General features: G+C 55.6%; 11 protein-coding genes. 2 read left to right on the forward strand and 9 right to left on the reverse strand.

Annotated elements, in window-relative coordinates; genetic code table 11:
* Positions 1 to 38: 38 nt before the first annotated feature.
* The 5 genes from Q672_RS18180 to Q672_RS18200 all read right to left on the reverse strand — a co-directional run bounded on the left by Q672_RS18180 (position 39) and on the right by Q672_RS18200 (position 3543).
* On the reverse strand, positions 39 to 809 hold the full coding sequence (locus tag Q672_RS18180; RefSeq protein WP_031225765.1) for a hypothetical protein: 771 nt from the start codon (positions 807 to 809) through the stop codon (positions 39 to 41).
* A gap of 76 nt (positions 810 to 885) precedes the next feature.
* On the reverse strand, positions 886 to 1680 hold the full coding sequence (locus Q672_RS18185) for a hypothetical protein (protein ID WP_022983822.1): 795 nt from the start codon (positions 1678 to 1680) through the stop codon (positions 886 to 888).
* Positions 1681 to 1787: 107 nt separating this feature from the next.
* On the reverse strand, positions 1788 to 2381 hold the full coding sequence (locus Q672_RS18190) for a DUF805 domain-containing protein (RefSeq protein WP_022983823.1): 594 nt from the start codon (positions 2379 to 2381) through the stop codon (positions 1788 to 1790).
* A 9-nt stretch (positions 2382 to 2390) separates the two neighbouring features.
* On the reverse strand, positions 2391 to 2771 hold the full coding sequence (locus tag Q672_RS18195; RefSeq protein ID WP_022983824.1) for a YkvA family protein: 381 nt from the start codon (positions 2769 to 2771) through the stop codon (positions 2391 to 2393).
* A complete protein-coding gene (locus Q672_RS18200; protein WP_022983825.1) occupies positions 2764 to 3543 on the reverse strand; it encodes a ParA family protein in 780 nt (259 codons plus the stop codon). Before Q672_RS18200 ends, Q672_RS18195 begins: the two co-directional genes overlap by 8 nt.
* 323 nt (positions 3544 to 3866) lie before the next feature.
* Here Q672_RS18200 and Q672_RS18205 point away from each other — a divergent pair, with 323 nt between their 5' ends.
* Entirely contained in the window at positions 3867 to 5210 is a 1344-nt protein-coding gene (locus tag Q672_RS18205; RefSeq protein WP_022983826.1) for a cytochrome P450, read from the forward strand.
* A 118-nt stretch (positions 5211 to 5328) separates the two neighbouring features.
* Here Q672_RS18205 and gorA read toward each other — a convergent pair whose 3' ends face one another.
* Both gorA and Q672_RS18215 read right to left on the reverse strand, forming a co-directional pair.
* Positions 5329 to 6693, reverse strand: coding sequence for a glutathione-disulfide reductase (gorA, locus tag Q672_RS18210; protein WP_022983827.1), 1365 nt, complete (start codon positions 6691 to 6693; stop codon positions 5329 to 5331).
* An 87-nt stretch (positions 6694 to 6780) separates the two neighbouring features.
* A complete protein-coding gene (locus tag Q672_RS18215) occupies positions 6781 to 8349 on the reverse strand; it encodes an FMN-binding glutamate synthase family protein (RefSeq protein ID WP_022983828.1) in 1569 nt (522 codons plus the stop codon).
* A 237-nt stretch (positions 8350 to 8586) separates the two neighbouring features.
* Between Q672_RS18215 and Q672_RS18220 the strand changes: the two genes are divergently transcribed.
* Entirely contained in the window at positions 8587 to 9225 is a 639-nt protein-coding gene (locus Q672_RS18220; protein ID WP_022983829.1) for a transglycosylase SLT domain-containing protein, read from the forward strand.
* A gap of 95 nt (positions 9226 to 9320) precedes the next feature.
* Here the strand turns inward: Q672_RS18220 and Q672_RS18225 are convergent, their stop codons facing one another.
* The gene (locus Q672_RS18225) at positions 9321 to 9617 is read right to left on the reverse strand and encodes a Rieske (2Fe-2S) protein (protein WP_022983830.1); all 297 of its coding nucleotides are present in this window, start codon (positions 9615 to 9617) and stop codon (positions 9321 to 9323) included.
* 217 nt (positions 9618 to 9834) lie between these two features.
* Complete coding sequence (gene ppsA / locus Q672_RS18230) at positions 9835 to 12207, reverse strand: phosphoenolpyruvate synthase (RefSeq protein ID WP_022983831.1); 2373 nt, start codon at positions 12205 to 12207, stop codon at positions 9835 to 9837.
* Positions 12208 to 12586: the final 379 nt, after the last annotated feature.

A 12586-nucleotide genomic window follows, 5' to 3' on the forward strand; every position in this document is an offset into this window, starting at 1 on the left:
CGCGGGCGATCGCCCGCGCAGACACCCAACTTGCCTGGCTAACCTTTGCTTGCTTCGACCAACTCTTCAATCCGCTCCGCAACCTGGTTCGCATACCGGTAAAACAGATAGGGAACCTTGTTCGAGGCTTCATCGTTCATTTTCGGAATAGTGCTACGGATAAAGGCCCAACGTTGGTTCACAAAATCCAGAACATCGGACGCCTGAGTGTCAGCAGCATACTGCGTGTTCAGGGCTTTCAGCCTGTCATCAATGCCCTTGGATTCAATGGCAAAATCCATGGGCTTAAGGCCTGTACCTGTAGGCAAACCAGCTGAAGGAAAGGCCGCCAATGCGAGATACTCGCTCGCCAATCGTTGCATCGCGACGGACAACTCTGCGATATCAAGATAGGCGCTCGTCTGCTGGTCACGGGTCGACTCAGCCAGCTCCACCACGTCAAGCGTGGTCGTATTCATCTCACTCATCGCCCCATAATCGGCATAACCCAGTGATGCCAGAGGATTGTCCAGTGCTCGCTCAGAAAGCGTCGCCCAGGCCTCATTTAGTGCGTTGATGCCAGCCTCATTGCCCGGCTCCGCTTCCTTGACCATTTCATTAAGCCGTTGATCCCCTTCGGCCAGTAAAATTCTCAGGGCTTCCCGGTCATCCGGGTTATCGCCTCTAATGGAAAGGAGATGGAATCCCATTCTCGCGCGCCAGGCATCTGCTTCCAGCGTTGCGAGCTCTCCTGCAGTGACTGCCGCTTCGGCAAGGCTCGCACCGGCCAAAAGGGCTGCTATTGCTGTTATCCGTAACGTCGTTTTCACTTGTCCCTCACTCTTTTTACTCCCCACGAAAAACCCCCGCATCCGGGCGGGGGTCAGTGTCAGACCATGGTGATAATTAATCCACCGGCCCGAAAGTTGGTTTCTCGACTTCTGTCGACGCCAGACTGATTGCCTGGTCCATCGTCTCAACCATCTGCCTGGTATAACGATAAATCAGGAAAGGCACCGCGTTTTCGTAGAATTTAACCATCGATTCTCGAATAAACTGCCATTTCAGACCTACCTGATTGAGCGCGCGCGCCATTGCCTCGTCACCCGAATGCTTGCGTTGGGCTGCTGCGAGCATTTTTTCGAACTGCGGGACGGCATCTTTGAATACCAGACGCCCCTCATCAGAGCCCGCGGCCATTCCGCCCGAAGGGTCAGCTGCAAGGTTGAGATACTCAGAAGTCATCCGCTGTAAATATGCCGCCAATGCAAGCACATCATCATATTGACCACTTTTGGCGTCACCGAAGGCATCCATTCTTTCCACCATAATGGCGGGCAGCTCATTCACATCCTGGATGGTGTAAGCATTGGTGAAACCCTGCTCGGCCATGGTGTTGCCGCTGGCGGCATCCTCGTAAATTTTCCAGTCTTTCTCCAAGGCGGCGACAAGGTCTCTCTCCTCGCTCCCTTCTGCATCCCCATTCAGAGACGCCAGTGCAGCCTGGGCCCGGGAGATCGAGCGATCGAGGTCTGAAGCATAAGAATCGCTGCCGGTCATGACGGTCAACATGTGAAAATCGGTACGGACCTGCCACAGGGAAAGTTCGAATTCTTCTAGGTCGGTATTAGTGATGGCTGCCATCCCCTGAATCGGCAACAGGGCTACCGCCAACAGACTGCCCAGCAATCGCTTAGCCATAAGTTCTCCCTTTCTGATCTCGCTATTCTATTCTTTTGTTATACGGAGCCGCCCCATCTGGCCCCAATTCAGTAAACAGTATCACACTTATTATGAGAAATAGGAGTCTAGTGGTATTGCTGGCCGACGGGCAGACGCGGGATTGATCCCAACGGCAACCGCTCAAGCGCCCCAGCGATCCAGTCAGGTTGCCACCACTGTAAAAACACCAGCGCGGTAAGGAAGGTCAATACCAGTACATTCCACACCCAAAAGAGACCGCCAAAAACCTTTACCAGCGCCCCGGGGGGTGGGTTCGGAGTGCCATAGCGGTTCATCATGCTGCTGCCATCAGCAAGGTAGAGATAGAGCTGAAATGGCAGATTTATCCCTGGAACCAGTACCAACAGAGTCCACCAGCCGCTTCTTTCGATGTCATGAAGGCGCCTTACCATCAGGCCTGTCAGATAGACAATCGCCAGCAGAGCAACGACTCCTGTCGCCAGGTATCCAAGCCATGCCGGGACGGCGGGAGACGCCGATACCACCCAGGAAAGCGCCATCAACAGTATCGCAATCAGACTGGAGCAAAACTGGTAGCAGGCGTACCGCAGCCGGCCCAACCGTTGCGTCAGGCTAAGCGGTGAGATCGGCTCATAGACGATGGTGCCTTTGCCAAGATATCCCGGTTTGATCTCCGGGCCTTTGTACAGGTTATCCATGACGGATCGTTAACCCTCCTCCTGCCCGGACCGCCACTGGCGGTATTGTTCGATATCTCCACGACATTGCGTCCCGGCCCGCGCCAGAACACCCGCATCATCCAGTAGTCCCAGTGCGATAATGGGATCCGGTATGGCATCAAGCGGAATCAGGAAATACACCAGGGCCGCAGCCAGACTCACCAGCGTTGACCAGGGCACCTGACGATAGCGGCCGGTGGCCCAGTCGTACAGCATGACAGCGAAAAGCCGTACATCGTCGGCCGCATCGCCAAGACGCACCTTGAGCGTGTCGCCCCGTTGCAGCGCCAGGCGAGCCAGCCAGCGAGTGGCCGATACCGACCGCAGAATCCGTTCTGCGCGGCGCCGTGCGAAGGAAAGGTCAGCCATTGAGCTCGTGGAACAGAGCGCGATACTCCTCGGTGAGTTTGTGCTTGGGCTGCAAATTCACCAGCGGAGTGGCTCGCTCATGGGACTCGCGCATCACCACACTGGAAGACAGCTTGTTTTCGAGAATCGGCAAGCCCTCTTCCTGCAACGACGCAACCAGTTCCTGGGGCAACCGGGCCCGAGGCTGGAACTGGTTGACGACGATACCCTCAACCTGAAGCTCATCATTATGGTCTTCCCGGGCCTCCTGGATGTTTTCCAGCAGCGTATAAAGCGCCTTGCGGGAGAACGCATCACAGTCAAACGGAATCAGAACCTTGTCCGCGGCAATCAGGGCCGAGAGCGTGTAGAAGTTATAGGCTGGCGGGGTATCCACAAAGATGTTGTCAAAATCACGGGACAAGGTTTTCAGCAACCCCCGGAGTTTGTAGATCTTGTGCTTGGACTCGAGCATGTGCTCGATTTCGCCAAGTTCGCCGTTGGAGGGCAGGACGAACAGGTTCTCGAACGGAGTGGCGTGAACATAATCGCGTGGGTCTTTTTCTTTCAGGCGAAACGACAGCGTCTGGCCGAAGAAGGTGCCGATGTTAGGCTTGGGGCCTTCTCCGCCACTGTAGGCCTCCATCCCCAACAGGTACTGACTGGCATTACACTGGGGATCGAGATCAACAACCAGGGTGCGGTTCCCCTCCGCAGCACTGATCGCGGCCAGATTGACGGTAATACTGGATTTCCCCACTCCGCCCTTCTGGTTAAACACCACACGACGCATTCCTTGTTCTCCTTAAACTGCCGGATATTGGCCAGCCGTGGCTGACAAGCTTTGAGCCGAATCATACACAGCTACCGGCAAGCCTCACAGTGCTGAACTGCCGCGGTTATCCAGTCACTGCAGTCTTCCACAGATACTGTGGATAACTCATTGGAAAACGCCGGGAGAAAGCGCTACAGGCCCGATAGCTACCCCTTTATTCCAGTCGTGATCAAAATTGCATCAGCACAAGCTAAACACGAGACGAAAATCTATATAGCACTCTTGTCCAAGGCGATCACGGAGATACATAGTAAACACAATGTTGAGACTGGAGTGCCATCATGAGCCAGCCGTTTTGCACGGTGCCTGCTGACAGCAATCTGAAAGCGATTCAGGGCGACCGGGGCCTGCCCCTGATTGGGATGACCCTGTCATTCATGAAAGACCCCATCAATCTAATGCGCAAGCGTTACGACCGCTATGGCCCGATTTCCTGGGCCAGTGTCTTTGGTATGCGCATGGTTCACATGGTGGGCCCTGACGCCAACCAGTTTGTGATGCTTAACCGCGGAGACCTGTTCTCTAACCATCAGGGTTGGGACTATTTCATTGGCAAGTTTTTCCACCGCGGCATCATGCTGCTGGATTTCGAGGAACACCGCTGGCACCGCAAAATCATGCAGCAGGCATTTAACCGCGATGTCCTGCGGGGCTATCTCCAGCGCATGGGCCCGCATATTACCCAGGGCATTGAACACTGGGACCAGATACCTGATTTCCTGGTCTTCAATGCCATCAAACAGCTGACACTGGATCTCGCCACCGACGTCTTCATGGGCTACGAACTGGGCCCGGAAAGCAAAGCCATCAACCAGGCATTTATTGATACGGTACGTGCCGGCACCGCGCTGGTTCGCACGAATGTTCCCGGTGGTCGTTGGGCGAAAGGCCTCAGGGGGCGCAAGGTGCTGGAACGCTTTTTCCGCAAGGAATTGCCAGCGAAACGGGCAAGTCAGGAATCCGATTTGTTCAGTGTGTTGTGCCATGCAAAAACAGAAGATGGAGACCAGTTCAGCGACGACGATGTGGTCAATCACATGATCTTCCTGATGATGGCCGCCCACGACACGACCACCATCACGCTGTCCACCCTCTTCTATTATCTGGCCAAGAATCCACAGTGGCAGCAGCGCTTGCGGGAAGAAAGTCAGACCCTGAACAAGACCTGCATCGACTATGATGATCTGGCCAAACTGGAGGGGATTGGCCTGGCCATGAAAGAGGCCTTGAGACTATGCGCCCCGGTCCCCTCATTGCCACGCAAAACCGTCAGAGATGCCGAATTCAACGGCTACTTTATCCCCAAGGGCACCTTTATCAGCGTCAGCCCGTTCTTTACCCACTATATGGAAGAGTTCTGGCCGGAACCGGAAACCTTTGACCCAGAGCGGTTCAGCGAAGCACGCAGGGAAGACAAGATCCATCCTTATGCCTGGGTGCCGTTTGGCGGCGGGGCTCACAAGTGCATTGGTCTGCACTTCGCCGAGATGCAGGTCAAAGCGATACTCCATCAAGTATTACTGAATTATCGCTGGAGCGTGCCGGACAGTTATGAAATGCCGCTGGATACGACCAGCCTGCCCGTACCTGGGGACGGCCTGCCGGTTACATTGCAGCGGCTCTAAGCCAGCAGGCTGGCTCCCAGAGCCGCTTCGTTGCCAGGGTGGGAAAAGCTGCGGCACGGAGCTGACTCTGTGGGAGCTTGCCCGCAAGCGATAAGGCAGCAGTCGATTCCAGCCACAATCAACGTGTAATGCGCTCGCCCTGGCGCATCGTGACGAGTTCTTCGGCAGCCGTTGGATGGATCCCCACGGTGGCATCAAAATCTGCCTTGGTGGCGCCCATCTTGATCGCCACTGCGAACCCCTGGGTAATCTCGGCGGCATCCTCGCCGGCCATGTGCAAACCCAGAACTCTGTCTGTCTCATCATCGACAATCAGCTTGATGAAACTCCGTTCCTGCAGCTCGCCAAGGGTATAGCGCATGGGGCGAAACTGGCTTTTATAGACTCGGACCGCCCCACAAGACTCTAGCGCTTGCTGCTCAGTCAGGCCGACAGTACCAATGTTGGGATGACTGAACACGGCCGTCGCAATATGTTCGTAATTCATGGCCTCATCTGGCTTGTTCTGGCCGAACAGGTGTGCGGCCAGCCACATGCCTTCAGCCAGGGCGACCGGGGTCAACTGTACGCGGTCAATCACATCGCCCAACGCATACAGCCCGGTGTTGCTGGTCTGAAAATGCTCATCGACCTTGATAGCCCCACGCTCATTGAGCGCAGGCGCTGCCCCTTCTGCAAACAGACCGTCCAATAAGGGAACACGGCCCGTGGCATAGAACACCTCATCGAACTCCTCTTCACCTCCATCCAGGAAGTGAAGTTGTTTACGGCCTTCGGCTTCGGTGATTTTGGCCACATCGGCATTGAACTTCAGCGTGATACCCTGCGCCGTCATCTGCGCTGCCACAAAAGCCCGAATATCCTCATCAAACCCCCGCAAGAACAACTCCTTGCGATAGACCTGCGTGACCTCACAGCCCAGCCCATGCAGAATGCCGGCGAACTCAGTTGCGATATAGCCGCCCCCCACAACCGCCACCCGTTCGGGTAATTCAGAGAGATAAAACAAGTCGTCTGAAATTCGAACATGTTCCTTGCCCGGGAAATCCGGTACAAACGGCTTACCGCCAACAGCGACCAATACATGCCTGGCCGTGAGAACCTGATCTCCCACCGAGACCCTGCCCTCGCCCAGAACCGTGCCATGGCCCTGAAAAATGGTGACGCCCGCCTGGTCGAGAATACGCTGGTAAATGCCGTTCAAGCGCTCGATTTCCCGGCTCTTGTTGTCCCTGAGAGTCGCCCAGTCAAACGTCCAGCCATCAACCTGATAGCCATAATCGCTGGCCAGTGAAAATTCCTGGGGGAAATGCGCGCCATAGGAAAACAGTTTTTTGGGGACGCAACCCACATTGACACAGGTGCCACCAAAAAAACGCTCTTCGATGATTGCCACGCTGGCACCATGGCCCGCGGCCATGCGCGCGGCACGGACGCCGCCAGAACCGGCGCCAATTACCACCAGATCAAACTCGGTTTTCACTGCTTACTCCTCGCAAATAGGGAATGTCAGGGAACTGTTTTAGCTTTAGGCCACTATGGGCGTTCTGATGCACCGAACAGGGACTTGTTACGGTTTTCGGGTCTGCCACCTTACCAGTGTTGGTTGCTCACTGGGTCGCCCGGAAGTCAGATACTCTCCCGGAGCCACTTGGGGCCACAAATAATCCAGCGGAATGGATTCGCCGTTACTGCTGAGCATTCGAGCATGATGACGGCGCAATTCCCGCGGCTCACTGACGCCACAGGAATGGGCGATGGTTTCCACCTCTTTGACGAGATTGTCGTGGAAGTACGCCACCCTCTGTGATTTCTCTTCCGGAACCAGGCCACGCTGCAAACGGGGGTTATGAGTTGTCACGCCAGTCGGGCAAGTATTGCGGTTGCACTGCAGCGCCTGAATACAGCCCAGAGCGAACATGTAGCCACGGGCGGACACACAGAAATCCGCTCCGACCGCAATAGCCCAGGCCACCATGCTGGGATTAATTAATTTGCCAGAGGCGATGATCCTGATCCTGTCGGTCAGGCCGTAGCCATCCCGTAAGTCCACCAGCAGGGGCAATGACTCCGCCAGATAGAGGCCCACATCATCCATCAGAGACATGGGCGCGGCGCCAGTGCCACCGTCACCACTATCCACGGTGATGAAATCAGGGGCGGATTCATGGCCTCGCTCATTAATGGCCAGGAACAGATCTTCCAGCCATCGAAACGACCCCAGCACACATTTGATCCCAGTGGGTTTTCCTGTCACCGCCCGGACATGGGCAATCATGTCCAGCAGGCTGTTGGCATCCTGCACATCGGGTTGGCCGTTGGGGCTGATGGAGGGCTCGCCGACGGGAATGCCACGTATCCTGCCGATTTCCTCTGTCACCTTTGCTGCAGGCAAAATCCCGCCCTTGCCGGGTTTTGCCCCTTGGCTGAGCTTGATTTCGAACATTTTAACCTGGGTATGTGCCGCGATTTTCACCAGCTTGTCGTCGTCGAGGTTGCCGTCGCTGTCCCGAACACCATATCGGGCGGTCCCGATCTGAAATACCACATCACCGCCACCGTCCAGATGATAGGGGGACAGGCCGCCTTCCCCTGTATTCATCCAGCAATTGGCCATGGAGGCCCCTTTCGACAAGGCCTGAACTGCCGGCCGGGACAACGCGCCATAGCTCATACCTGAGATATTAAAAATGCTGTGAGCAACGTAGGGTTGATCACAGTGAGGCCCGATCATGAGCGGGAGGGTTTTGGCGGCATTCTTCTCCAACGTCGGGTACGGGCAATTCATGAAGATCACCCGCCCGGCGCCGATCTGCTTGGTCGAACCGAATGCCGAGGTATTACCCAGATTTTTGGCAGCACGGTATACCCAACTGCGTTGCGCCCGGTTGAATGGCAGCTCTTCCCGATCCATGGCAAAAAAGTACTGGCGGAAGAACTCTCCGAGATGCTCGAAAAAGTACCGAAAGCGGCCGATCAAGGGGAAATTTCGGCGAATGGCATGGGCTTTCTGGAAGAACCGGTCTTGTACCCACAGGGCTAATGCGACCAGAATCAGTAGCATTAAAAGGGCAAGAAAGCCCAGCTCCAGCCAGGCAATCATACTGCTCAACCAGGGTTGTAGGCGTTCCGGGAACATACTTTCTCCTTGTGACCTGCCCGGCACTTTGACCAGATAGGCTATTGGGCCTTCGATCAGTGGGTAGTATGATGGTTGGTAGCGTCCACGTTAAACCCGCGATATCGCCACTTCATCGGTGAGTACTCGGCCACTATAAACGACGACGCTAACATGGGGGCAAGCGTTAGCCTTTGGCTACGCAAATAATAAATACCGGAGCAGCACAAACTGCTACCAAGGGTACTGGCCATAACAATGAACAATTACGTCCTGATGGCCCTGTGTATCAGTGGCCTTATCGGATTGTCAGGAGCGGCCACTGCGGGGAACATTTACAAGTACCGCGCAGCGGATGGCACCATATTATTCACTGATCAGCCCCAGGAGCGGGTTGGCAGTGACCATACCCTGTTGTCTGTACGAAAGGGATGGAGCTACCAGACCCGCGCGCTGAGCGATGCTGAGCGTGACCGCTACGATACCGTTATTACCCTCGCAGCCAGCCGGTACGGGGTTGAACCCGGCCTGATCAAGGCTGTAATTCACGCTGAATCCCTGTTTAACCCGAATGCCGTGTCCCGTGTGGGCGCCCAGGGCCTGATGCAACTCATGCCGGAAACGGCCAACTACCTTGAAGTCACCAACCCCTTCGATGCCCGCCAGAATATCCTTGGTGGCACCCGCTTCCTTGCCTACCTGAAAGGCAAATTTACCGACCTTGACCATATTCTTGCCGCATACAATGCGGGCGAAGGCAATGTGCGTCGTTATGGTGGCATCCCCCCGTTCAAGGAAACCCAGGCTTATGTTCGTAAGGTGAAACAGCTGAAAAGCCGTTATGCCCCGCACTTCCTGGCGGGCATGGGGGAAGAGGAGGTCTTCGCGGCGAGATAGTCCAGCGAGCTATCAGCTATGAGTTTTAAAATCGCGAGCCCAGAACCGCTCAAGTCTGCTTCTTGATCTTCATGACTGATAGCTAACAGCTGCTTTCAAGCCTCCACCCCCAACCACGGCCCATCATAGGCAATCCGATACTGGTCAAGACGATAGTTGGCAGTCAGGCATTGCCCGCTGCGCAAGGAGAATTCCATTCCGTGACCGGGGCAGCGCAACTGGTTACCGGATACGGTACAGCGATCAAGCGGGAAGTCGGCGTGGGGGCAACGGCGTTGCACCAGCCAGGTCTGCCCATCCTCATGGATTAACAGCAGCTCTTCACGGCCGACTTTCACAGGCATGCGCAGGCCATCATAGAGCTCAAGCGACCGAATCAGTCGGTGAAACATGGACCGCCCTCCTTTTCGCAATACCTGCAGATCCCAGCCATGACATGCAAAGCCCGATCGCCTAAAGGGTTCATCGCGGATTTTTGGGGGACGCCTCCCACTTTGCGGTGGGGATCAATCGGGCTTTCCCCTCAAACCTGCGAAGAACCATAAAAAAGCCCGCTTGCGCGGGCTTTTTACTGTGCGATGAAGCACCAGACAGGTCAAGCCGTGCGATTTAGTCGCCGTGCTTGCCCGCCAGGAAGAACCAGGTATCCAGCACTGAATCCGGGTTCAGGGATACAGAGGAGATACCCTGCTCCATCAGCCATTTCGCCAAGTCAGGATGGTCCGAGGGGCCCTGACCACAGATCCCGATGTATTTACCCTGCGCGTTACACGCATCAATGGCCATCTTCAGCAGCTTCTTCACTGCAGGATCGCGCTCATCAAACAGGTGGCTGACGATACCGGAGTCGCGGTCCAGACCCAACGTCAGCTGGGTAAGGTCGTTGGAACCGATAGAGAAGCCGTCAAAGTTCTGCAGGAACTCATCGGCCAACAGCGCATTGGTGGGCAGCTCGCACATCATGATGACACGCAGATCATTTTCACCACGCTTCAGGCCGTTCTTGCCGAGAAGCTCGATCACCTGTTCGGCTTCGCCAGTGGTACGAACAAACGGCACCATCAGCTCAACATTGGTAAAGCCCATCACATCGCGGACTTTCTTCATGGCCCGGCATTCGAGCTCGAAGCAGTCGCGGAAGTTTTCACTGATGTAGCGGCTCGCACCGCGGAATCCCAGCATCGGGTTTTCTTCTTCCGGCTCGTAGTGCTTGCCACCGATCAGGTTGGCGTATTCGTTGGACTTGAAATCAGACAGACGAACAATGACTTTCTCGGGGTAGAACGCCGCAGCCAGGGTCGACACGCCTTCCACCAGTTTCTCAACATAGAAATCGACCGGATCGCCATAGCCGGCAATACGTTTGTCGATGTTCTGCTTGATGTCGTTCGGCATGCTGTCGTAGTTCAACAACGCCTTCGGATGGACGCCGATCATGCGGTTGATGATGAACTCCAGACGGGCAAGCCCAACGCCCTGGTTCGGCAGCCCCGCGAAATCGAAAGCACGATCCGGGTTGCCGACGTTCATCATGATCTTGAATGGCAGCTTCGGCATGGATTCGATGGAATTACGCTGTACGTCAAATTCCAGTTTGCCTTCATAGATCTTGCCGGTATCGCCCTCAGCACAGGACGCAGTCACTTCCATGCCATCAGACAGCAATTCGGTGGCATCGCCACACCCTACGATGGCAGGCACACCCAGCTCACGGGCAATAATGGCTGCGTGACAGGTCCGGCCACCACGGTTGGTAACAATGGCCGCCGCACGCTTCATGACCGGCTCCCAATCCGGATCCGTCATGTCGGTCACCAGCACGTCACCGGGCTGCACTTTGTCCATTTCCTTGACGCTGGTAACGATGCGGACCGTACCGGCACCGATACGCTGGCCAATTGAGCGACCTTCTACCAGAACCTTACCGGTCTGCTTGAGCAGGTAACGTTCCATGACGTTGGCATCAGAACGGCTCTTCACCGTCTCGGGACGGGCCTGAACGATGTACAGTTTGCCGTCATCACCATCCAGCGCCCACTCGATGTCCATGGGCATACCGTAGTGTTTCTCGATTTCGATCGCCTGACGAGACAGGTTCTCGATGTGCTCGTCGGTCAGACAGAACTTCATGCGGTCATCACGATCCACATCCACAATCTGAACTGACTTGCCAGCAGTGGCCTCGGCGCCGTAAATCATCTTCTGCATCTTGCTGCCCAGGTTACGGCGCAGGATGGCAGGCTTGTTATTCTGCAGTGTCTGCTTGTGAACGTAGAATTCGTCAGGGTTTACTGCGCCCTGCACGACCATTTCACCCAGGCCGTAAGACGCGGTAATGAACACCACATCCTTGAACCCGGATTCGGTATCCAGGGAAAACATCACGCCTGCCGCGCCGGTCTCGGAGCGCACCATGCGCTGCACACCCGCAGACAGGGCAACCAGCTTGTGGTCAAAACCCTGATGGACCCGGTAGCTGATGGCACGGTCATTAAACAGGGAGGCAAAGACCTCTTTCACGGCGACCATGACACTGTCGATACCACGGATATTCAGGAAGGTTTCCTGTTGGCCGGCAAAGGAGGCGTCCGGCAAATCCTCAGCGGTAGCGGAAGAACGAACCGCCACCGGCAGGTCCGCATTGCCCTCGCCGATCTGCTCGTAAGCTTCACGGATAGCCTTGTCTAACGCAGGCTGGAAAGGCGCATCAATCACCCACTGGCGGATTTCTTCACCGGTCTTGGCCAGTGCAACCACATCCTCAACATCAAGAGCGCTCAGCGCTTCGTTGATCTTTTGGGTCAGGTTGTTGTGCTCGAGGAACTCACGGAAGGCTTCAGCGGTAGTGGCAAAGCCGCCGGGCACGGAGACACCCGCTGCCGACAGATTGCTGATCATTTCACCCAGGGAGGCATTTTTGCCACCAACGTGTTCTACGTCGTCTTTCCCCAGATCCTGAAACCAGACTACATATTCCGCCAAGGTTGTCTCCTTAAATACGTGTTACCGGTAGTATCCACTGGCAATGCCGGGTCGAATCGAGCCGACATTCTACTCAAAACCATCACGGTTTGCCCGCCCAAGTGACAAAAAGGGGCGCGACTTTCGGCATTTATATGGCCGGTTCGCCGCCACTCGGCTTTCAAAGCCACTATCCCATTGAAAATGCAAGGATAATTCATGGCCTGGGCTATCGGCGCGCAGTGTAGTGGCAACGCGGGGTCCGGACAACGGCCAATTCGTGTCATTGAGCCTGCTTTACGGTCATAGCAGTGGAAACCCCGGCGTGGAGTCACTAGACTGCTACGACAAAACAATGACTTAGACACCCTTGCAGGGCCAGAGATGGCTCCAAAGGTTG

It is taken from the genome of Alcanivorax sp. P2S70 (assembly GCF_000475295.1).
Lineage (GTDB): Bacteria > Pseudomonadota > Gammaproteobacteria > Pseudomonadales > Alcanivoracaceae > Alcanivorax > Alcanivorax profundi.

Bases quoted from the DNA above. Each gene is read 5' to 3' on its own strand.
- Q672_RS18220 (WP_022983829.1), top strand. From the start codon at position 8,587: ATGAACAATTACGTCCTGATGGCCCTGTGTATCAGTGGCCTTATCGGA.
- Q672_RS18195 (WP_022983824.1), bottom strand. From the start codon at position 2,771: ATGGCTGACCTTTCCTTCGCACGGCGCCGCGCAGAACGGATTCTGCGG.
- Q672_RS18205 (WP_022983826.1), top strand. From the start codon at position 3,867: ATGAGCCAGCCGTTTTGCACGGTGCCTGCTGACAGCAATCTGAAAGCG.
- Q672_RS18215 (WP_022983828.1), bottom strand. From the start codon at position 8,349: ATGTTCCCGGAACGCCTACAACCCTGGTTGAGCAGTATGATTGCCTGG.
- Q672_RS18200 (WP_022983825.1), bottom strand. From the start codon at position 3,543: ATGCGTCGTGTGGTGTTTAACCAGAAGGGCGGAGTGGGGAAATCCAGT.
- Q672_RS18190 (WP_022983823.1), bottom strand. From the start codon at position 2,381: ATGGATAACCTGTACAAAGGCCCGGAGATCAAACCGGGATATCTTGGC.
- Q672_RS18225 (WP_022983830.1), bottom strand. From the start codon at position 9,617: ATGTTTCACCGACTGATTCGGTCGCTTGAGCTCTATGATGGCCTGCGC.
- Q672_RS18185 (WP_022983822.1), bottom strand. From the start codon at position 1,680: ATGGCTAAGCGATTGCTGGGCAGTCTGTTGGCGGTAGCCCTGTTGCCG.